Genomic DNA, 21008 nt, shown 5'->3' on the forward strand with positions numbered 1-21008 from the left:
AGTGCAGTGGGGCGCGGACGGCGAAGGGCGGCGCCGGAATCCAGCGTCCGGTCGCCGCCCTTCTTCGCTTCGCCGGTCCTGAAGGTCCGGGTGTCCGGGCGCGGTCAGAAGGAGGTGTCCGCGCTCACGGTCAGAGGTAGGGACCGCCCGTCCGGCCGCCGCTGAGGTCGCCCTCTTCGCCGCCGCTGCCGGGCGGCAGTGCGCGCCGCATCTGCTCAAGCTGGGCGCGGGCGGCCATCTGCTGGGCGAAGAGCGTCGTCTGGATGCCGTGGAAGAGGCCCTCCAGCCAGCCCACGAGCTGCGCCTGCGCGATGCGAAGCTCGGCATCGCTCGGCGTGACGTCGTCGGTGAAGGGAAGCGAGATCCGTTCCAGCTCCTCCACCAGCTCCGGGGCGAGCCCGTCCTCCAGCTCCTTGACCGAGCTGGCGTGGATCTCCCGCAGCCGGGCCCGGCTCGCCTCGTCGAGAGGCGCGGCCCGCACCTCCTCCAGCAACTGCTTGATCATGCTGCCGATGCGCATGACCTTCGCGGGCTGGGCGACCATCTCGGTGATCGGGGTCTCGCCCGACTCGTCATCCACACCACCGCCGCCGAGCGCCATCCCCTCCTGCCCGACGACCAGGACCTGCGGCTGCTCCTGCGACCGTTCGTTCCTCGGGATCTCCATACGTCCATTCTGTCGCACGGCCCGGGAATGCCTGAAGGGAGCCGGGGGGGTGATCGGTACGGGGGCGGAGCGGGGCGGGTGGGGGCGGGGCGGGGGGGCCGGTACGGGCAGGGGTGGTCGGGGCGGCGGGTGACGCTCGTACGCCGTCACACGTCCGTTCTGTGTCATGCGCCCCGTGGGGCGTCGGGCGCCCGTACGCCGCCAGGCGCTCGTACGGCGTCAGGCGCCCGTACGGCGTCAGGCGCTCGTACGGCGTCAGGCGCTCGTACGGCGTCAGGCGCGGCGCAGGCGGAAGGCGAGGAGCGCCGTCGCGAGGCCGCAGCCCAGGCAGATCAGGCCGCCGCCGAGGGCGAGGCGGCTGCGCCCGTCCGTGAGGAATCCCGTGCCTCTCGTACCCACGGTGAAGGGCACCTCGTCGGCGAGCGGCATCTCCTCGGCAAGCGCCTCGTCCTCCTCGGGCGCCCCTCCGGATGCACGCGAGGGCGAAGCGAGGGGCGCGCGACCACGCGGCGGCTCCGGGGGCGCGAGCGGTTCCAGTGCGGGGTGAGCCGGAACGACACGGGGCGACGGGGCCTTCGGGGGCCCCGTACGGGAGGGCGAGACGCGCGCGAGCCCTGCTGCCGCACTGCCGCCGGGCGAGGCGGAGGCCGCAGCGGGGCTCGGGGTCCCGGGACGGTGCGGGGCGCCGGGCGGGGTGGCCGCGGTGGCGGGGACTGCGGGAAGGAGAGGCACAGGGAGAGCCGTGAACGGGGGCGGAAACTCGGTGCCGGGGAACGCGGGGGCCGTGTGCGGGTCGAGGGCGGCGCTCGGACCGGGCGCGGGCGAGTGGGGGGTGCCGCTGCGAGAGGGGCCCGGGTGTTCGGGGGGTGGCGCGGGAGCCGGGGCGTGGCTCTGCGGGGCCCCGTAGCCGGTGAGGGGCTGGGGAAGCTCGACGAAGGGGGCGAGGGGCGAAGCGGACGCCGTGCTGTGCGGAACCCCGCGCGGCACCCGTCCCCTCGCGTACGCCAGCCCGTCCGGCAGCAGAAGAACCAGCACCAGGGCCAGGAGGAACACCACCAACGCGGCGGGAGCCGTCACCACACGCAGCCCAGCGGTCATGTCGTCCCTCCCACAGAACCCCATTCCACGTGACCAGCCTCACACGGAGCGCCGAGGTCGGCGACCGGGAACGCGGGGGCGCGCAGGTGAAGGGGGTGGGGGGAGGGTGCAGGACGGGCGGGAGGAGGGGGGCGGGGGAGAGGGGGCGAGGGAGGGGCGACGAGGCCGAGGGTGGCGGGGCGGGGGGCACGGGAGGGGCGGGGGCACGGTGGGTGGCGACGTGGCCGAAGGGCGCGCGAGATGACGAGGCCGAGGGGGCGGGGGCGGAGGGACGGGCGGGGCGACGAGGTCGTGGGTGTGGAGGCCGTGGGGTGTGGCAGGCGCGGGAGAGGGGGCGGCACGCGCGGGGCGACGAGGCCGTGGGGCGTGGCAGGGCACGGGAGAGAGCGGGGAGGCACGCGCGGGGCGACACAACGCCGAGAGGCGTGGCAAGGCGCGCGAGAGGGCGGGGAGGCACGCGCGGGGCGACACAACGCCGAGGGGTGTGGCAGGGCGCGGGAGAGGGCGAAGGGGGCCGTGCGCTCAGGGCGTTGCGCGGGTTGCCGGGCGTGAAGCGGACTGTTTGCCTGCGGGTCGTGCGGGCGTGGACTGCGCCTAGGAGACGTCCGGGCGTGCGCTGGTCCGGTGGCTTGTCGCCAGAGCGCGGGGCGTCGGCGCACCTGCCCCAGGACAGACCCCCACCCACCCGGGGGGGCTCCCCTGTGACCATCCTTTCAGGCCCCGAGGCACCCCCGCCCCCATCCCCCCAAATCTGTGGATAAGTCCCCGAAACCCGCGACGCCGCTCACTCCGAAGAGTGAGCGACGTGACGAATTCACCGAAGTTATCCACAGATTCAGCGCTTTGATCCTCTTCGAGGCCAAAGCGCCGGGATCGCGGACCAGACTTGTGAACACACCGAGTTCCCCGAATGCAGAGGGGCTTCGCGGGTGCCGACCGGCCCACCACGGTTGCGCGTCCGCGGAGTTCAGCCCGTCGTCAGCAGGACCTTGCCGATGTGGGTGCTCTCGTCGAGGACACGGTGTCCGGTCGCCGCTTCGCTCATGGGGATGCGGCGGTCCACGACCGGCTTGACCGCGCCCGAGGAAAGGAGGGGCCATACATGTTCGCGTACCGCAGCCACCACCGCGGCCTTCTCCGCCGCCGGGCGGGCGCGCAGCGACGTCGCGGTGACGGCGGCGCGCTTGTTCATCAGCGCGGAGAGGTTCAGTTCGCCCTTGACCCCGCCCTGCATACCGATGATCGCGAGGCGGCCACTCGTGGCCAGGGCCTGGATGTTGCGGTCCAGGTACTTCGCGCCCATGTTGTCCAGGATCACGTCGGCGCCGTGTCCTTCCGTCGCCTTCCCCAACTCGGCGACGAAGTCCTGCTCGCGATAGTTGATCAGGATGTCGGCTCCGAGTTCACGGCAGCTCTCCAGCTTCGCGGCCGTGCCCGCGGTGACCGCCACGCGTGCGTCGACCGCCCTCGCGAGCTGGATCGCCATCGTCCCGATCCCGCTCGAACCGCCGTGCACGAGAAGGGTTTCCCCCGGCCTCAGCCCGGCGACCATGAACACGTTCGACCAGACCGTGCACACCACCTCCGGCAAGGCCGCCGCCTCGACCAGGTCGACGCCGGAGGGCACCGGAAGGAGCTGGCCGGCCGGTACGGCGACCTTCTCGGCGTAGCCACCGCCGCCGAGGAGCGCGCACACCTCGTCGCCCACCGCCCAGCCCGAGACACCCGCGCCGAGCGCGGCGATCCGGCCGGAGACCTCCAGCCCCGGGTACGGGGACGCGCCGGGCGGCGGGTCGTAGAAGCCCTGCCGCTGGAGGAGGTCGGCGCGGTTCACCGCGCTCGCCACCACCTCGACCAGCACCTCGCCGGGCGCCGGGCGGGGATCGTCGACCTCGGACCAGAGGAGCACGTCCGGTCCACCGGGTTCGGAAATCGTGATCGCATGCATGCTCGCGAGGCTACTCGCCGGTCCGAATCCGTCCCGAGGACCCGCCGACCCTTCCCCGCGACGGCTCGCTCCGGTACGGCGTACGACTCTCCCCCGCACCCGAAGAGGGCGCCTCCCGCACGTAGGTCTCTCCTGCCTGGACCGGGCCCGACGGCCGCCCGCTTAGGACCGCGCGGCCCACCAGCCCCACACCGCCCGCCGCGCGGTCGGCGGCCGGACCCCCTGCCCGGCACGGCCCTGCCCTGCCCTGCCCGGTCAGGCCGCGCTCCCGCCGACCGCCCGGCGGACGACTGCCCGCGCCGCAGCAGCCCGCGATCGGACGCGGCCACCCACCCCACCTCGTTCCGCCACGGGCCAGCGTCCTGCCCACCCACTCCCCCAACCAACCGGCCGACACCCCTCCGCCCGGCCGACACCCGCCGCCCGGCCGACACCCGCGGCCCGGCCACCCCGCCACCCCGCCGACCCGCTCAGGACGGGCGCCCCGCCACCCCGCCAACCCGCTCAGGACGGGTGCCCCCGCGACCCCACCGCCCCGCTCAGGACGGCTGCCCCCGCCCTCCGTCCACCCCGCTCAGGATGGCCCCGCTCAGGACGGCCCCCCTCAGCACGCCCCCCCTCAGCACGCCCCCCCTCAGGACGGCCCCCGCTCAGGACGGGTGTCCCCGCAGGGGTCGGGTGTCGCGGAGGGCTCGTGGGTCGGGGCCCGCGCGGACGATGGTGATGAGGCGGTCCGTGGCCTGGAGAGTGCCGACCGCCGGATCGTCGTAGCCGAGGACCCGGTGGCCGCGAACGACGCTGACCACGAGGTCGTCCGTCTCGCGCGGGCCGCGCCCGATCTCGGCCTTTATCACCGGCCGTTCGACGAGGTCGAGGCCCGTGCCCTGCTGGATGAGGTCCTCCATCACCGTGCCGGCACTGGGGCTGAGGACCGAGAGCCCGAGAAGGCGTCCCGCCGCGCTCGCGCTCGTGATGACCGCGTCCGCGCCGGACTGCCGCAGCAGCGGGGCGTTCTCCTCCTCGCGCACGGCCGCGACGATGTGCGCGGCCCGGTTGAGCTGCCGTGCCGTCAGGGCCACGAGGACGGCGGTGTCGTCGCGTTGGGTGGCGATGATGATCTGCCGCGCCTTGCCCACCTCCGCGCGCGCGAGGACATCGCTGCGTGTGGCGTCGCCGACGACGCCCGCGAAGCCCTCGGCCGTGGCGAGTTCGATCACCTTCTCGCTCGGATCGACGACGACGACCTGCTGCGGGGTCAGGGAGCCCGCCGCCAGCACGGTCTTGATCGCCGAACGTCCCTTCGTGCCGAAGCCGACGACGACGGTGTGGTCCCTCAAAGCATGCCTCCAGCGGTGCAGCCGCCATTCCTCACGGGTTCGTTCCGTGAGGACCTCCAAGGTGGTCCCGACCAGGATGATCAGGAAGAGCACGCGCAGGGGCGTGACGACGAGGATATTGATCAGCCGCGCCGTGTCGCTCACCGGCACGATGTCGCCGTACCCGGTCGTGGAGAGCGTCACGGTCGCGTAGTAGAAGGCGTCGAGGAGATCGACCTTGTGGTCGGAGTTGTCCCCGTAGCCGTCGCGGCCCGCGTAGACGAGGAGCGCGGTGCCCACGAGCACCGCGAGCGCCATGGCGATGCGCTTGGCGACCTGACGGAATGGCCGCTCGACGACGCGGCGCGGCAATTTGATGCGCGTGGCGACCAGTTGCTCACCCGCCTGACGCGCGATCGCGTCCTGTCCGGGCAGTTTCACGTGCATCCTCCATCAGGCCCTGGTGATGTTTCACGTGAAACATCGCCCTTCACACCGCCCCACGATGTTTCACGTGAAACATCGTGCTCGTCCAACCGGGCCATGTTTCACGTGAAACATCCGCCCGCTCGTGGCAGGTCGAGCACCTCCACGGCGGTTCCGGCCTCGGCCCCGCCCGGAGGGACGACCGCGAGACTGTCGGCATTCGCGATTCCGCGCAACATCGCGGGGCCGTTGTAGCGCAGTGGACACAGCCTTCCCTCATGCACACGCACCGGCAGGAGCCGCGTGTCCCGGGGATGCCCCTCAGCCCTCTCGGCGAGCGGCAGGCGGGCGAGGGGGAGTTCGTCACGGCCCGCGAGGACGGCGAGCAGCGGGGCGGCGAGCGTCAGCAGTCCCGCGACGGCCGCGAGCGGGTTGCCCGGCAGACCCACGAGGTGCTGGCCCGGCGCGGTCGCGGCGAGCAGCATCGGGTGCCCCGGCCGGACCGCGACGCCGTCGACGAGGAGGCGGGCGCCGAGCCGGGAGAGGACGGGACGTACGTGGTCGACGGGGCCCGCCGCCGTTCCGCCCGTCGTGAGGACGAGGTCCGCTTCCGAGGCGGCGAGCGCTTCGGCGAGGCAGTCCTCCTCGTCGCGCAGGCGGTGCACGCCGAGGACGCGGGTACCGAGCGCGTCGAGCCAGGCGGGGAGCATCGGGCCGAGCGCGTCGCGGATCAGGCCGTCCGTGGGGATGCCCTTGCCGAGGAGTTCGTCGCCGAGGACGAAGATCTCGGCGGTGGGGCGGGGGTGGGCGCGTACGGCGTCGTAGCCGGCGGCGGCAGCGAGTCCGAGGACCGGGGCGGTCACGACGGTGCCCTCGTCGACGAGCGCGTCGCCCGTACGGCACTCCTGCCCGCGCGGGCGGATGTCCTCGCCCTGCGCGAGCGGGCGCAGGGCGTGCAGGCGCGTGCCCTCGGCCGTCACCTCGCCGTGCTCGCTGCGGAGCACGCCGGTCGTCCCGCCGGGGACCCGTGCGCCGGTCGCCACGCGGACGGCGGCCCCGTCCTCAAGACGCCCATCGGCACCCGTGAGCTGATGCCCCGCCAGCACCTTCGCGCCGGGGAGCAGCCGCCAGGGTCCCGGCCCGGCGACGGCCCAGCCGTCCATGGCAGAGGTGTCGAAGGAGGGGAGGTCGGTGAGGGCGGTGAGCGGTTCCGCGAGGGCGAGCCCGCGCGCCTCCTCCAGGGGCAGGAGCGGTACGGGCCGGGCCGCCGTGCGTGCCACGGTCTCGCGTGCCGCCCGGAGCGCGATCCCGCGTGCCTCCTCCCAGGTCCGCACGACGGCGACCCGCGCGCGGGAGGAGGGGACGGCACGACGGTCCGGGCCGTGCGTGGTGTCCTCGGCGGAGGCGTTGTCCCGGTGCGGCGGTACGAGTCCGGCGTCGCGGCGCCCGTCACCCGCGGGGGTGTCGTCCGCCCGCGTCTCGGTCGCCGGTACGTCGCCGGTCCACGCCTCCTCGATCGCGGTCCACGCGTCGCCGGTCCTGGCCTCCGCCCCGCCGGTCTCGTCCTCCGCGTCGTAGACGGCGGCCCAGTCGTACGCCTCGCGGGGCTTCTCCGGAGCGTCCTCCTCGGCGAGTGCGGAAGCGGGGTCGGGGGCGTCCGTGGGAGCCGGACGCGGGTGGGGAGTCGTGGTGTGGGCGCGGGCGAGGGCGAGGGCCTGGTCGAACGCCGCGTCGTAGGCGGCCTCGACGGCGTCGGGGTCGGAGTCCACCGGGGAGGTGGCGGGGGTGCGCGGCGTGTCGTCAGCCGCTCCCGGGTCCGGCCGCGAGCCCTGCCGGTCCGGCCACGGGTCCTCCGGGTCCCGCCGCGAGCCCCGCGGGTCCGGCCGCGAGTCCTGTCGCGGGTCGTGCGGGTTCGTACCGCGTGGCGCGCTCACTTCGCCTCAGCCGCCCAGCGCTGCGCGAGGGCCTCCGCCTTGCGCACCGCATCGGCGACCGCCTCGGGGCCGCCCTCGGCCCGCCCCGCCGCGTAGCCGACCAGGAAGGTCGTGAGCGGCGCCGCCGGGCGGTCGACACCGTGGGCCGCGTCGCGGGCGAGGTCGAGCAGCAGACGTACGTCCACGTCGAGGGTGATGCCGAGTTCGGCCTTGACCGCGGAAATCCATTCATCCAGCACGTGACCATGCTCCCTGATCCGGTCCCGGGCGGCGGCGAGGTCCTCCCAGGTGTCGCAGTCGAAGGAGACGCGCTCCTCATCGGGCACCCGGACGAGGTCCAGCGGGCCGAGCAACCGCCGCAGGGACAGCCCGCCGGTCCTCACCTGCCCGCCGGTCCCCCGCGGCAGTACTCCGGGCGTGCTGTCCGGCCCGTCCTTCAGGCGTTCCAGGCCCTCGCGCAGCGGCGCGGTGCGGTAGACGGCGGTGAGGTACTGCTCGCGGCCGTCCGCGTCGACGTAGAGGGCGCCGTCCTTCTCGGGCGCCGCGTCGAGCGCGGCGTGCAGGCGGGTCAGGGCGGCGGAGGTGAGGAAGGGGAGGTCGGCGGAGAGCAGGCACAGGCGCGCGGCGGTGACGTGGCGCAGCCCCGCGTCGAGCGCGGCGAGCGGCCCGCCGCCCGGCGGGTCCTCGCGCGCCCACACGACGGGCCGCGCGACGGGGCGCGGCACGGCGACGACGACGGTCGTACGGGCTCCCTCGCACGCGGTGAGCACCCGGTCGAGGAGCGTCCGGGCGCCGACGCGCAGCCCCGGCTTGTCCGCGCCCCCGAGCCGCCGCGCCCCGCCCCCGGCGAGCACGACGGCGTCGTACGCCCCGGACGCGCCGCCCGCCCCGCCTCCACGCCCCACGCGCACCTCCGCCGTCGCCCCGCCCGCGTCCGCGCCGGACCCACCGGGCCGGGCGGTGGGAGCCGGGTCACCGCCGTCCTGCCCCGCCCCGGGACCCGCGCCGCCCCCCGCCCTCGCCACCGCGCCGCCCTCAGCCGTCGCCACCGCGCCTCCCCCCGCCGTCGCCCCCACCTCACCGCTTCGACTCCAGCGCCCCGCCACCATCCGCATGCCCGCAGTATGCGCGGGTGGGGCGGACGGGACGGGGCGAAGGGTGGTGCGGGGCGTGGCGGGTCAGAGGGTGCGGAGGAGGAGGGCGGGGTGTTCGACGCAGTCGGCGACGTACCGGAGGAAGCCGCCCGCGACGCCGCCGTCGCACACGCGGTGGTCGAAGGTGAGGGAGAGCTGCACGACCTGGCGGACGGCGAGTTCGCCCTCGTGGACCCACGGCTTCGGCGTGATGCGGCCGATGCCGAGCATCGCGGCCTCGGGGTGGTTGATGATCGGCGTCGATCCGTCCACGCCGAAGACGCCGTAGTTGTTGAGCGTGAAGGTCCCGCCGGTGAGCTGGGCCGGGGTCAGGCGTCCCTCGCGCGCGGTGCGGGTCAGGGCGGCGAGCCCGGCGGAGAGCTGTTCGGCGTTCTGGTCCTGGACCTCGCGCAGCACGGGCACGACGAGACCGCGTTCGGTCTGCGCCGCGAAGCCGAGGTGCACGGATTTCAGCCGCACGATCTCGTGGGTGACCGTGTCCACGCGCGAGTTCAGTTCGGGGAAACGGGCCAGCGCGGCGCTCGTGACGCGGGCGAAGAGCGCGAGGACGGAGATCTTCTCGCCGTCTGCCGCGTTCATCGCCGCACGCGCGGCGAGGAACGCGGTGGCGTCCGCGTCGACCCAGCACGTGGCGTCGGGGATCTCGGTGCGGCTGCGCGAGAGCTTCTCGGCCGCCGCGCCGCGCATCCCGCTCAGGGGCACGCGTTCCTCGGCGGCGTCCGGCACGGGCTCGGCCGCGGCGGGGGTGCGGGCCGGTTCGGCGACCGCGCGCTCGACGTCGGCCCGCACGATGAGGCCCTCGGGCCCGCTGCCGCTGAGGGCGCGCAGGTCGATGCCGTTGTCCCGGGCGAGCTTGCGCACGAGCGGCGAGATGACGGGCACCGGGCCCTCGGCCACCTCGGCCGTGACGGTGACGGCGGACGCGGGAGCCGCCGGGGCGGGGGCCTCGGCCTCGCGGACCCGTACCGCCGGGGCGGTCGTCGTACTCGTACGGACCCTGCGGCGCCGTACCGCGGTCGCCGTCCCCGTGCCGTAGCCGACGAGCACGTTCCCGGAGCCGCCGTCGTCGGCGGAGGCGGCGGGGTCCCCGGACGCGTCGGAGGCCGCCGGACCGGCGGGCGCGGCGCCCGCGCCCGTACCGGCGCCGCCACCGGCCCCCGTACCGCCCTCCCCCTCCACGGCGATGCTCACGAGCGGCGCGCCGACCGGCAGGGACTGGCCCTCGTCGCCGTGGCGCGCGGTGACGACGCCGCCGTGCGGGCACGGGACCTCGACCATCGCCTTGGCGGTCTCGACCTCCACGACGGGCTGGTCGATCGCGACGGTGTCGCCGACCTCCACGAGCCACGTGACGATCTGTGCTTCCGTCAGCCCCTCACCGAGATCGGGCAGGGCGAACTCCAGGACCTGCGGCATCAGCGTTCAGCCTCCCACTGCAAGCGCGCGACGGCGTCGAGAATGCGGTCCACACCAGGAAGATGGTGCCGCTCCAGCATGGGGGGCGGGAAGGGGATGTCGAAACCCGTGACGCGCAGCACGGGTGCCTCCAGGTGGTGGAAGCAGCGCTCGGTGACGCGCGCGGCGATCTCGCCGCCGGGCCCCGCGAAGCCCTGCGCCTCGTGGACGACGACGGCGCGGCCCGTGCGGCGCACGGAGGCGGCGACGGTCTCGTCGTCGAAGGGGACGAGCGAGCGCAGGTCGACGACCTCCAGGTCCCAGCCCTCGGCGACGGCGGCCTCGGCGGCCTCCAGGCAGACGGGCAGCGAGGGGCCGTACGTGAGGAGCGTCGCGCTGCGGCCGGGGCGGCGCACGACGGCGCGTCCGAGGGGTTCGACGGGCTCGGGATTCTCGGGCGACCAGTCGGCCTTCGACCAGTAGAGCCGCTTCGGCTCCATGAGGACGACCGGGTCGTCCGAGGCGATCGCGGCGCGCAGGAGGCCGTAGGCGTCGGCGACGGTCGCGGGCGTGACGACGTGCAGGCCCGGCGTCGCCATGTAGTAGATCTCGGAGGAGTCGCTGTGGTGCTCGACGCCGCCGATGCCGCCGCCGTAGGGGATGCGGATCGTGAGCGGGAGCGGGAGGCGCCCGCCGGTGCGGTTGCGCATCTTCGCGACGTGGCTGACGACCTGCTCGAAGGCGGGGTAGGCGAAGGCGTCGAACTGCATCTCGACGACGGGGCGCAGCCCGTACATCGCCATGCCGACCGCCGCGCCGAGGATGCCGGCCTCGGCGAGCGGGGTGTCGAGGCAGCGCTGGTCGCCGAACTCGGCGGCGAGGCCGTCGGTGATGCGGAAGACACCGCCGAGGGTGCCGACGTCCTCGCCGAGCACGTGCACGGCGGGGTCCTCGGTCAGCGCGTCGCGCAGGGCGCGGTTGAGCGCGGCGGCCATCGTGGTGGGCTTGGGCGCGCCCGTCGTGGGCGTGCTGGTGACCGTCGTGGCCGTCGTCATCGGCCGCTCTCCCGTTCGTCGTCGTGCGTGGCCGCGTCGTCGTGCGCGGCGCCCTCGGCCTCGGCCTCGCGTTCCGCGCGCAGTTGCTCCGCCTGCTCGGCGAGGTGCGGGGTCGGCGTGGCGTAGACGTGGGCGAAGAGTTCCTCGGGGTGCGGGTCCGCGTCGGCGTTGAGGCGGGCGCGGAGCCCGGCGGCGAACTCCTCGGCGCGCTCGCGTTCCGCGTCGATCGCGTCCTCGTCGAGGATGCCGAGCGCGAGCAGTTCGCGTTCCAGGAGCCGCACGGGGTCGTGCGCGCGCCAGACCTCGACCTCCTCGGCCTCGCGGTAGCGCGTCGCGTCGTCGGCGTTGGTGTGCGCGTCGAGGCGGTACGTGACGGCCTCGACGAGCGTCGGTCCGCCGCCCGTACGGGCCCGCAGGACGGCCTCGCCGAGGACTTCGTGGAGGGCGAGGACGTCGTTGCCGTCGACGAGCCTGCCCGGCATGCCGTAGCCCACGGCCTTGTGGGCGAGGGAGGGGGCGGCGGTCTGCTTGTCGAGGGGCACGGAGATCGCGTAGCCGTTGTTCTGCACGAGGAAGACGACGGGTGCCTGCCAGACGGCGGCGAAGTTGAGCGCCTCGTGGAAGTCGCCCTCGCTCGTGCCGCCGTCGCCGCACATCGCGAGCGCCACGACGTCGTCGCCGCGCAGCCGGGCGGCGTGCGCGAGGCCCACCGCGTGCGGCAGGTGCGTGGCGAGCGGCGTGGACAGGGGCGCGACGCGGGTCGCGTGCGGGTCGTAGCCGGTGTGCTTGTCGCCGCGCAGGAGCGTCAGGGTCTCCAGCGGGTCGACGCCGCGCGCGACGACCGCGAGGGTGTCGCGGTAGCTGGGGAAGAGCCAGTCCTGGTCCTGGAGCACGAGCGCCGCCGCGATCTCGGCGGCCTCCTGCCCGGTGGTCGAGGGGTAGACGGCGAGCCGCCCCTGCCGGGTGAGGGCCGTGGCCTGCGCGTTGTAGCGCCGCCCGCGCACCAGCTCGGCGTACAGGCGGCGCAGCAGGGCGGGGTCGGCCGCGGCGGCCGGGGACTTCTTCGCGGACGCCTTGGTGCGGCGGGCGCCGGGCTTGGCGGGCGCGGCGGCGACGCCGAGGAGCCGGTAGGGCTCGGCGTCGGGCAGCAGGGGGACCGGGTCGGTACGGGGCCGCCAGTGCGGGGGCGGGGCGGGGCGGGGCGCGTCTGTCTGCCCCTGATGCTCGACGACCGTCATGTCCGGCACCTCCTTGTGAGAACACCACTCGTGAGAAAGCAGGGCGCGGCGGGTCGCCACGTGACCCGCTTCACCTCCTGATGGTGCGAGGATCAGCGCATTTTGGCCACAGGCACCCCGGGCCTGTGGACAATCTGCGTCAGTGGGCGTGTGATGTCGACCAGGCGTCCATGGCGGCCCTTTCGCGGCCGGTCCCGCCTGAACGAATGGCCGCGCCACCCCCAGCCGTCCCACGGCGGCGCCGGGGGCACAGGGCGACAGGGGAGTGCGGGAGGGTAGGAACAAGTAAGCGAGAACCGCGTGCGGGCCGCACGGCGCGGAGTGCCGGGCGCGAGCCCTCGGGCACGGGCGCGGTGGAACGGCCGGCGCGCGGCTCGCGCACGGCGGTACGGGTACGAGCCGACGCGTACCGGGGCGCCACGGGCACGAGCCGGCCCGGCGTCGTACGCGGTGGTACGTGGGCACGGCAGCGATGACAGCGGCAGGACCGACAGGGCACGGGGCGGGACATGACACGACGGGAACGAACCGACGACAGCAGGCCCGGCGAGCAGGGCCGCGCGGCCGGGCACGCCCGCCCGCACCACGAGGCGGCGCCGCAGGCCGAGGCGCGCCCGCGCGAGGCCCCGGCCCCGCCCCGGCTGCGCCCCCCGGCGCCCCGCACGGCCCCGGGCGGCACGGCGGGCACGGGCGCTACCACGCCTCCGGCCGAGCGCGCCTCCGCGTCCCCGGCCGCCGCGCGCCCCCGCGAGCCGCGCCCGCTCGACGCGGTGGACCACGACATCCTGCGCATCCTCCAGGCGGACGGGCGCGCCTCGATCCGCTCGGTCGCCGAGCAGGTGCACGTCTCGCGCGCGAACGCGTACGCGCGCATCAACCGCCTCGTCGAGGACGGCGTGATCCTCGGCTTCGGCGCCCGCGTGCACCACGAGCGCGCGGGCCAGGGCGCCTCCGCCTACCTGACCCTGCGCATCGTGCAGAACTCCTGGCGCACCGTGCACCGCCAGTTGCGCGGGCTGCCGGGGGTCGCGCACATCGCGCTCGTCTCGGGCGACTTCGACGTCCTGGTCCTCGTGCACTCGCCGGACAACCGGGCCCTGCGGGAACTCGTCCTCACCCGCCTCCAGGCGATCCCCGAGATCCTCAGCACCCGTACGCTGCTCGTGTTCGAGGAGGAAGAGGTCGGCCAGAGCCCCGAGTCCTCCGCCGCGCCCGAACACCCGGCGGACCACCCGGCCCGCTGAGCGCCCCCACCGCGCGCCTCCGCCCTGGGCAAGGCCGCGCGGCGGCGTTAGAGTGACCGAACGATCGGTCGGCACAAAGGAGAGCCGCTGAGCCCTCCCCGGAACGGTGGTCCTGATCATGACGGCTGCGGTCAAGCGCGATGCCTACACGCCGGAATCCCTCCTCTCGGTCGCCGTCGGCGTCTTCAACGAACGCGGGTACGACGGCACCTCGATGGAGCACCTGGCGCGGGCCGCCGGGATCTCGAAGTCCTCGATCTACCACCACGTCTCCAGCAAGGAGGAGCTGCTGCGCAGGGCCGTGAGCCGCGCCCTCGACGGCCTCTTCGGGGTGCTGGACGAGGAGGGCGCGCGGGCGGGCACGGCGACGGAGCGCCTGGAGCACGTCGTACGGGGGACGGTCGCCCTCCTGGTCGCCGAGCTTCCGTACGTGACGCTCCTCCTGCGGGTGCGGGGCAACACGGACGCGGAGCGCTGGGCGATGGAGCGCCGCCGCGACTTCGACCACCGCCTCGCGGACCTCGTGCAGGCCGCCGTCACGGAGGGCGGGCTGCGCGCGGACCTCAGCCCCCGGCTCGCGACCCGCCTCCTCTACGGCATGATCAACTCGATCGTCGAGTGGTACCGCCCGGCGGACGACGGGGACGCGGACGCGCGCGAGCGGGAGCGGGAACGTGCGAAGGACCTCGCGGACGCCGTGCTCCACCTGGCCTTCGACGGCCTGCGCCCGCGCTGAGACCGGGGAGCGTCGTCCCCCGGACCCGCTCCGGTTCCCGGCCCCTCGCCCCGGCCTCAGGCCCACGCCCCTCGCGCCCTGCCCCGCATGTCCTGCGCCCCGCACCCCTCGCACCCGGCTCCCCGGCCCCGCTTCATGGTCGTCCGGCGCCGAGCGACCAGTGGTAGAGGGCCATGCCCACGCTCGTCGCGAGGTTGTAGCTGGAGACGTGGGGGCGCATGGGCAGTGCGACGAGGCGGTCGGCCCGTTCCCGTACGGCGGCCGTGAGCCCGTGCCGTTCGGAGCCGAAGGCGAGCAGCGCGTCGTCGGGGACGCGCAGGCCGCGCAGGTCCTCGCCCTCCGCGTCGAAGGCCCAGAGCGGCCCAGCGGGCAGCTCGGGCACGGCGCGGCGCGCGACCGGGGTCGCGAAGTGCAGCCCGGCGCCCGCGCGGACCACGGCGGGGTGCCAGGGGTCGAGGTCGCCCGTCGTCACGACGCCGCTCGCCCCGAAACCGGCCGCGAGGCGGATCACCGCGCCCGCGTTGCCCAGGTTGCGCGGCTCGTCGAGCACGAGGAGCGGGCTCGTACGGGGCCCGGCGAAGCCGGGCTCGGGTGGTCGGCCCGCGAGCGCGGCGACGCCGGTCGGGTGCGGGCGCGGCACCAGCGAGCGGTAGAGCGCCGGGGGGACGGGGACGAGCAGTTCGGCGAGGCGTGGCGCGAGGTCGGGGGCCAGCTCGTCGGCGAGGGCGAGCACCGCCGCGCGGTCCTCGGCGACCGCGAGCGGCACGTCCGCGCCGAAGCGCAGGGCGTGCTTCAGCGCGTGAAAACCGTCGAGGAGCACGACGGCCATGCCGTCCAGACCGGCCGCGAGCGCGTGCCAGCGCCCTGCCGCCTCTCGGGCGGCGGCCTCCCGCGCGGCCTCTCCGGCCACCTCGTTCTCGCGCATGCCGTGCACCCTACGGGGCTGCACTGACACTCCCCGTTCCCGGCCGCACGGGGGCCTCCGCGTCGGCGGTACGGACCGTGCGACGGGGCCCGTGCCGCGTCGTCGGGCGCGTCCTGCGATGCGTCACCCGGCGCGCCCCGCGCTCCACCGCGCGCAGGAAGCCGGTCGGCAGGAAGACCGCGTCGGCGGCGAGCATCGCGAGGGAGAAGAAGGGGAGGCCGAGGAGGAAGGCGATCCCGAGGTGTTCGCCCACCAGCACGATGATCAGAACATTCTTGGCCCGGCGATTCAGGAGCGAGAACGGGAACGAGACCTGCGCGAAGACCGTTCCGTAGGTCAGCAGGGCGATCAGGGTCCCGTGGGCGGCGAGGGCGTGGGAGAGCGCCGGCCAGGGCGAGAAGGAGTCGAGTTCGAGGGGGTAGTAGACAGCGGTGCCGTCCTGCCAGCGACTCCCCTGGATCTTGTACCAGCCGGCGGTGGCGTAGACGAGGCAGGTCTCCGCCATGATGATCAGCACTCCGGCGTGGTGCAGGAGGTTGCCGAGGACGTCGGCGAGCGCGCGGGTCTCGCCGAGCGGGTGGCGTTCGAGGAACCACCAGGCGCCGAGGGCCGCCCAGGTGGCCGCGAGGGTGAGGGTCCAGCCGGGGGTGAGCCGGTCGCTCAGCCGGGCGGCGAGCAGCGCGGTGCCGAGCAGGCCCCACAGCCAGGGGCCCGCGCGGTCGGGGCGGCCGAGGGCGCGGCGGCGGGCGTCGAGCGACCACACCTGTCCGCAGCGGGTGAGGCACAGGTAGAGGGCGAGCAGGTGCAGGAGGTTGTCGCCTCCGTCGCCGACGAAGACCGACCGGTTCTGGAGCGAGAGCAGGGTCAGCGCGAAGAGCACGGACATCGTCCGCGTGCGCCAGCCGAGCACGAGCAGGAAGGAGACGAGCAGGGCGAGCACGTACACGCAGGTGAACCACGCCTCGCTCCGCGACCACAGCAGCGCGGTGAAGGCCCCGTTGCCGGACACGAGGCGCCGCGCGAGGTCCCAGCCCCAGGCGCTGCCTGGGCCGTACAGCTCCGCGCGGTGCGGCCACTCGCGCAGCAGGTAGACACCCCACGTCCCGGCGACCCCGATCCGTACGGCGGCGGTCTGCCGGGCGCCGAGCGTCGAGCCGGTGACCCGCGCGACGGCGGTACGGAGCGCCGCGCGGGCGGCGGCGGAGGGGGCCGGGCGCTGCCGTGCGGGGGGTGTCGCGGGGGCGCGGGGCCGGGGGACGGCGACGGGTTCCGGTGTGCCCCGCGGCGTGGGCCGGGTCATCGGTGGGCCTCCGCCCAGTCGAGCGTGCGGTAGGCGGGGCGCCCGGCGAGCTTCTCGCCGCTCCAGGGCGGAGGCGGTACGGGGGTGAACCGGGCCCGTACCCGTATCCGGGTCAGCTCGGCTCCCGGCCCGCCCGCGCCCGCGCGCTCCAGGCGCTGGGTCGCGAGCCGGGTGAGGTACGCGGCCGACAGCTCGCCCCTGGTGCCGACGGGACGGCCGTCGTCGTCGTGCGAGGAGGCGTAGAGGTCCCAGGCGCGGCGCAGGACGTTCTGCCGCGTGTGGCTCGGCAGCGGCTCACCGTGCAGCGCGGCGCCGTCGCGCGCGGACAGGTCGTACCAGCCGGTGAGGAAGCTGGTGCCGTCCGCGTGCAGGCCGCTCGCGCGCGCCTGCACGGTGGTGTTCTGCTGGATCGGGTTGGGCGCGAACAGCTTCCAGTTCTGCTCGAACTCCGGGTAGATCCAGGCGTTCACGGCCTTCGCCTGCCGTGTGCTCACCGTGTTCGCCGGGGCGACGTGGAGGAAGAGGAACGAGAGGTGCAGCCCGGTGAGGACGAGCACGGCGGCGAGCGCGAGCGCGCCGACGACGCGGAAGGGGAGGGAGAGCGCGGCGAGCCCGGTGGCGGGGGCGGACAGGAGGGGCGTGTCCGGCGCGGGGGCGGCGTCCGGCTCCGACGCCGCGTCCGGCACGGGGGCGGCGTCCGGCGCGGGGTCGCGCGTCGGGTCCGTGGCGCGGGGGTCCTGTCCGCCCGCGGCCGGTGTGCCACCGGCCTCCGTGCCGTCGACGCCTATGCCGTCGTCCGCCGTGCCGTCGTCCGCGCTCATCCCTTGCCGCCCCAGCGCCGGCTCACATGACGAAGCCGGCGGCGCCCTTGTCGTCGACGACGGGCTTGCCCGCGGCTTCCCACGCCTGCATCCCGCCCTCGACGTTGACGGCGTCGATGCCCTGCTGGGCGAGGTACATCGTGACCTGGGCCGAACGGCCGCCGGAGCGGCAGATGACGTTGACCGTGCCGTCCTGCGGGGCGGCCTCGGTGACTTCGCCGTACCGCGCGACGAAATCGCTCATCGGGATGTGCAGGGCGCCCTCGATGTGACCCGCCTGCCATTCGTCGTCCTCGCGGACGTCGAGGAGGAAGTCGTCGGCCTTCAGCTCACCGACACCGACACTGGGCAGAGATCCGAAATGCATGGCTGAGACGCTACCCGACCCGCCCGCCGCCGGGCGCGGAGTCGTCCCCCGAACCGGCGGAGCCGGTGGACCCGGCGGCGCCCGCGGGGTCGCCGGGGTCCGTCGCGGGCCCGGCCTGCTCCGTATCCGTACCCGTACCCGCATCCGGCGCCGTACCCGTACCCGTATCGCCGCCGGGCTGCGTCTCTCCCGAGGTCCAGCGGAGCAGTTCGTGCTCCTTCTCGGCCACCTGGGCGAGGAGTTGCTCGGCGACCTCCTCGATGAGGCGGTCGGGGTCGTCGGGGGCGAGGCGGAGCATCGAGCCGATCGCGCTCTCCTCCAGCTCGTGCGCCGCCGCCGCGATCATGTCCTTGCGCTGTGCCAGCCACTCCAGGCGCGCGTACAGCTCCTCGCTGCGGCTCGGGAAGGCGGGCTGGGGCGCCGGGCCCGCCTCCCACTCGGTGGCGAGCGCGCGCAGCGCGGCCTCGTCGCCGCGCCCGTACGCCGTGGTGACGCGGCTGATGAACTCGTCCCGCCGCGCGCGTTCCTTCTCGTCCTGCACGAGGTCGGGGTGGGCCTTGCGGACGAGGTCGCGGTAGAGCGCGCGGGCCTCCTCGCTCGGGCGGACGCGCTCCGGGGGGCGCACGGGCTGCTCGGTGAGCATCGCGGCGGCCTCGGGCCACAGGCCCTCCGCGCCCATCCAGCCGTGGAACAGCTCCTCGACGGCGGGCATGGGCATGGCCTCCGCGCGCAGCCGCGCGGCGGTGAGCCGGTCCTCGTCGCTGCCGGTACGCGCCGCGCGGGCCTCGGCGATGAGCGCGTCCAGCTCGTCGAGACGGGCGTAGACGGGGCCGAGCCGCTGGTGGTGGAGGCGGGAGAAGTTCTCGACCTCGATACGGAAGGTCTCGACGGCGATCTCGTACTCGATGAGCGCCTGTTCGGCGGCGCGTACGGCCCGCTCCAGGCGCGCCTCGGGACGGGGGGTCCCGTCGGCGGGTGCTTCTCCGGCGGGGGGTGTCCCGCCGGGTGATCCGGCAGCCGGTGCGGAGGGTGAGGCGGGGTCCGGCGCGGGGGCGGCGCCCTCGCCCTGCGGCGTCGGCGGGGCGGGCTGCGGGGACTCGTCTTCCGGGGTCGTCACCAGGCCAGCCTAGGTCACGCGGCGGATGATATGAGGGTTTGGGTTTTCGGGCCGAAATCTGTGGACAACTGGGTTGATTCTTCTGCCCCCACCTCACCGCCCCGCCACAAATCGCGCATGGTCCCTCTCCGTCACATTCGCGTACACGCACGCGAATTGCCCCACCGCCTCCTCGAACTCCCCGCCCTTCCCGCAGTATCCGGCGATCACCCGAGGGTCGGCCGTGTGCGCGTGGGCGCGCGCCAGCAGCGCCCCCGTCATGCGCGCGTAGTCGTCCAGCTCCGCCGGTTCCAGCGACACCGGATCGACGCTGCCCTTCCGGTTTCGGAACTGCCTTACCTGATAGGGGCGTTCTTCGATCGTCGTCCAGCCCAGCAAGTGGTCGCTGACGACCTGCATCCGCCGCTGCCCGAGCACCACGCGCCGCCCCTCGTGCGTCACGGGCTCGGGCGGGGGGAATCCGGCCGTCGCGAGGTGCGGCAGGAGCACCGAGGGGCGCGCCTCCTTCACCTGGAGGACGAGCGGCTCGCCCCGGTGGTCGAGGAGCAGCACCACGTACGCGCGCGTGCCGACACTGCCCGTGCCGACGACGCGGAAGGCGACGTCGTGCACCGCGTAACGGGCGAGCAGCGGGAGCCGGTCCTCGGCGAGCGTCGGGAGCCAGTCGCCGAGCGCCCGCGCGACGGCCGCCGCCTCCGCGTCCCCGACGCGGCGCAGTACGGGCGGCGCGTCCACGAAGCGCCGCCCGCCGTCCGGCGTCGCCTCGGTCGAACGCGCCGCGAAGCGCGCGCTCGTGTTGCGGCGCGCCTTCGCCGCGACGCGCGCGAGCGTGCCCGCGAGGTCCTTCGCGTCGGCGTGCGAGACGAGGCTCTCGTCGGCGACGGCGTGCCAGGCGTCGAACGCGGGGAGCTTCGCGAGCAGCCGCATCGTGCGCCGGTACGCGCCCGCCGCGTCGCGCGCCGCGTCCGCGCACACGTCCTCGCCCGCCCCCGCCTCGCGCCCCGCGAGGACGAGTGAGGTCGCGAGCCGCTTCACGTCCCACTCCCAGGGCCCGTGCACGGTCTCGTCGAAGTCGTTGAGGTCGATGACGAGTTCGCCGCGCGCGTCCCCGTAGAGCCCGAAGTTCGCCGCGTGCGCGTCGCCGCACAGCTGGGCGCCCACACCGGTCACGGGCGTGCGCGCGAGGTCGTACGCCATCAGCCCGGCCGTGCCGCGCAGGAACGCGAAGGGGCTCGCGGCCATCCGCTCGGCGCGCAGCGGCGTGAGCGCGGGCAGCCGCCCCCGGTTCGACTCCGCGACGGCGTCGAGCGGATCGGGCCGGGCGGGATCGCGGACGAACTCCGCGTGCGCGCCGCGCGGCACCCGCGCGCGCAACGCCTTCCCGTACGCCTTGCCGCCCCCGGCCCCGCCCCGCCGCGCGAAACCGGCCACCTCGGGTATCCGTCCCGCCGACGTCCCGTCCTCCGCCCCGGTACGTATCACCGCGGGCTCCCCGGCACGAACCGGGTCCCCGGCACGGGTCGCGGGCTCACCGGCACGAGCCGGGTCCTCGGCACGGGGCACGGGCTCCCCGGTACGGGTCGCGGCACCCGTCTCCGTACGGGCCACCCCGCCCGTTCCCGTACGGTCCCCCGACGCCGTGCCCGCCGCCACCGTCTCCGTCATGCGCCGACCGCCCCCTCGTCCGCGCGCCCTCCCGCCCCACGGGGGTGCGGGTTCCGGGCGCTGTACGTGTGGCAGGCACCCTACGACGCGACCGCGCCGCTCCCCGAGGTCCCCTGGCACCGCGCCCTCAGCGGACCGGCCCGGACCTCAACAGCCCGGGTCCGCGTCCCCTGTCGCGCGGCGGACCGCCGCACGCGCCTCCGTGCAGGGGGAGCCCACGTTCTCCAGGTACTGCTCCGCCCAGTCGCCGAGCGAGGCGAGCGAGGGGCCGAGCGCCTCGCCGGCCTCGGTGAGGCGGTAGCGGACGCGCAGGGGCGGGCCCTCGTCGACCTCGCGCACGACGAGGCGCGCGCCCGCGAGTTCGGTGAGGCGGTCCGAGAGCATCCGCTCGCTGATGCCGGGGACGGCCCGGCGCAGATCGGCGAAGTGCGCGGGGCCCGGGATCAGCACGGCGACGATCAGTCCGGTCCAGCGTTTGCCCAGGAGGTTGAAGACGAGGGTCATCCCTCTGCCGACCTCGGTACACGCCGCGTCGCTCTCCGTCTTCTCCGCCATGCCTCCCAGGGTACTGCCCACCCGAAGTCCACTGCGGAAAAGTAAGC

Annotated in this window: 18 protein-coding genes and 1 pseudogene; 2 read left to right on the top strand and 17 right to left on the bottom strand. The window is 75.0% G+C overall.

What is annotated here, in order from left to right:
- Positions 1-130: 130 nt before the first annotated feature.
- The 10 genes from STTU_RS15395 to pdhA form a co-directional block, all read right to left on the bottom strand.
- On the bottom strand, positions 131-667 hold the full coding sequence (locus tag STTU_RS15395) for a bacterial proteasome activator family protein (RefSeq protein ID WP_010278152.1): 537 nt from the start codon (positions 665-667) through the stop codon (positions 131-133).
- Positions 668-940: 273 nt separating this feature from the next.
- On the bottom strand, positions 941-1096 hold the full coding sequence (locus STTU_RS34935) for a hypothetical protein (RefSeq protein ID WP_167907318.1): 156 nt from the start codon (positions 1094-1096) through the stop codon (positions 941-943).
- A gap of 1636 nt (positions 1097-2732) precedes the next feature.
- The gene (locus tag STTU_RS15400) at positions 2733-3713 is read right to left on the bottom strand and encodes an NAD(P)H-quinone oxidoreductase (RefSeq protein ID WP_007824407.1); all 981 of its coding nucleotides are present in this window, start codon (positions 3711-3713) and stop codon (positions 2733-2735) included.
- Between the two features lie 539 nt (positions 3714-4252).
- Positions 4253-4351, bottom strand: coding sequence for a hypothetical protein (locus STTU_RS36200; RefSeq protein ID WP_158678818.1), 99 nt, complete (start codon positions 4349-4351; stop codon positions 4253-4255).
- A 12-nt stretch (positions 4352-4363) separates the two neighbouring features.
- On the bottom strand, positions 4364-5476 hold the full coding sequence (locus STTU_RS15405; RefSeq protein WP_007824409.1) for a potassium channel family protein: 1113 nt from the start codon (positions 5474-5476) through the stop codon (positions 4364-4366).
- A gap of 101 nt (positions 5477-5577) precedes the next feature.
- Positions 5578-7224: a molybdopterin molybdotransferase MoeA gene (locus STTU_RS15410; protein ID WP_007824411.1), complete on the bottom strand. Its 1647-nt coding sequence runs from the start codon at positions 7222-7224 to the stop codon at positions 5578-5580.
- A gap of 161 nt (positions 7225-7385) precedes the next feature.
- Positions 7386-8300 carry a DUF6457 domain-containing protein gene (locus STTU_RS15415; RefSeq protein WP_043257433.1) on the bottom strand — a complete coding sequence of 305 codons (915 nt, stop codon included), beginning with the start codon at positions 8298-8300 and terminating at the stop codon, positions 7386-7388.
- A 267-nt stretch (positions 8301-8567) separates the two neighbouring features.
- Positions 8568-9959: a dihydrolipoamide acetyltransferase family protein gene (locus STTU_RS15420; RefSeq protein ID WP_007824414.1), complete on the bottom strand. Its 1392-nt coding sequence runs from the start codon at positions 9957-9959 to the stop codon at positions 8568-8570.
- Positions 9959-10993, bottom strand: coding sequence for an alpha-ketoacid dehydrogenase subunit beta (locus tag STTU_RS15425; protein WP_043255299.1), 1035 nt, complete (start codon positions 10991-10993; stop codon positions 9959-9961). The genes STTU_RS15420 and STTU_RS15425 overlap by 1 nt, the downstream gene beginning before the upstream one ends.
- Positions 10990-12231 carry a pyruvate dehydrogenase (acetyl-transferring) E1 component subunit alpha gene (gene pdhA, locus STTU_RS15430; protein WP_043255301.1) on the bottom strand — a complete coding sequence of 414 codons (1242 nt, stop codon included), beginning with the start codon at positions 12229-12231 and terminating at the stop codon, positions 10990-10992. Before pdhA ends, STTU_RS15425 begins: the two co-directional genes overlap by 4 nt.
- Positions 12232-12740: 509 nt before the next feature.
- Between pdhA and STTU_RS15435 the strand changes: the two genes are divergently transcribed.
- Positions 12741-13475 carry an Lrp/AsnC family transcriptional regulator gene (locus tag STTU_RS15435; RefSeq protein WP_007824421.1) on the top strand — a complete coding sequence of 245 codons (735 nt, stop codon included), beginning with the start codon at positions 12741-12743 and terminating at the stop codon, positions 13473-13475.
- A gap of 118 nt (positions 13476-13593) precedes the next feature.
- Positions 13594-14211, top strand: coding sequence for a TetR/AcrR family transcriptional regulator (locus tag STTU_RS15440; RefSeq protein ID WP_043257436.1), 618 nt, complete (start codon positions 13594-13596; stop codon positions 14209-14211).
- A 133-nt stretch (positions 14212-14344) separates the two neighbouring features.
- Here STTU_RS15440 and STTU_RS15445 read toward each other — a convergent pair whose 3' ends face one another.
- The 7 genes and pseudogenes from STTU_RS15445 to STTU_RS15475 all read right to left on the bottom strand — a co-directional run bounded on the left by STTU_RS15445 (position 14345) and on the right by STTU_RS15475 (position 20961).
- On the bottom strand, positions 14345-15145 hold the full coding sequence (locus STTU_RS15445; RefSeq protein WP_007824425.1) for a TrmH family RNA methyltransferase: 801 nt from the start codon (positions 15143-15145) through the stop codon (positions 14345-14347).
- A gap of 1 nt (position 15146) precedes the next feature.
- Positions 15147-16436 (bottom strand): HTTM domain-containing protein, encoded by a 1290-nt coding sequence (locus tag STTU_RS15450; RefSeq protein WP_043255302.1) that lies wholly within the window; start codon positions 16434-16436, stop codon positions 15147-15149.
- Positions 16433-17257: a DUF5819 family protein gene (locus STTU_RS15455; protein ID WP_007824429.1), complete on the bottom strand. Its 825-nt coding sequence runs from the start codon at positions 17255-17257 to the stop codon at positions 16433-16435. Before STTU_RS15455 ends, STTU_RS15450 begins: the two co-directional genes overlap by 4 nt.
- Before the next feature lie 22 nt (positions 17258-17279).
- Entirely contained in the window at positions 17280-17624 is a 345-nt protein-coding gene (locus STTU_RS15460) for a rhodanese-like domain-containing protein (protein WP_007824431.1), read from the bottom strand.
- A gap of 205 nt (positions 17625-17829) precedes the next feature.
- A pseudogene (locus tag STTU_RS35475) lies at positions 17830-18741 on the bottom strand (hypothetical protein); the annotation flags it as partial.
- A 93-nt stretch (positions 18742-18834) separates the two neighbouring features.
- Positions 18835-20406 carry a DUF2252 domain-containing protein gene (locus STTU_RS15470; RefSeq protein WP_106432139.1) on the bottom strand — a complete coding sequence of 524 codons (1572 nt, stop codon included), beginning with the start codon at positions 20404-20406 and terminating at the stop codon, positions 18835-18837.
- A gap of 147 nt (positions 20407-20553) precedes the next feature.
- Positions 20554-20961, bottom strand: a complete 408-nt coding sequence (locus tag STTU_RS15475; RefSeq protein WP_007824434.1) for a winged helix-turn-helix transcriptional regulator — start codon at positions 20959-20961, stop codon at positions 20554-20556.
- Positions 20962-21008 lie beyond the last annotated feature (47 nt).

Source organism: Streptomyces sp. Tu6071 (assembly GCF_000213055.1).
GTDB classification, from domain to species: Bacteria; Actinomycetota; Actinomycetes; order Streptomycetales; family Streptomycetaceae; genus Streptomyces; species Streptomyces evansiae.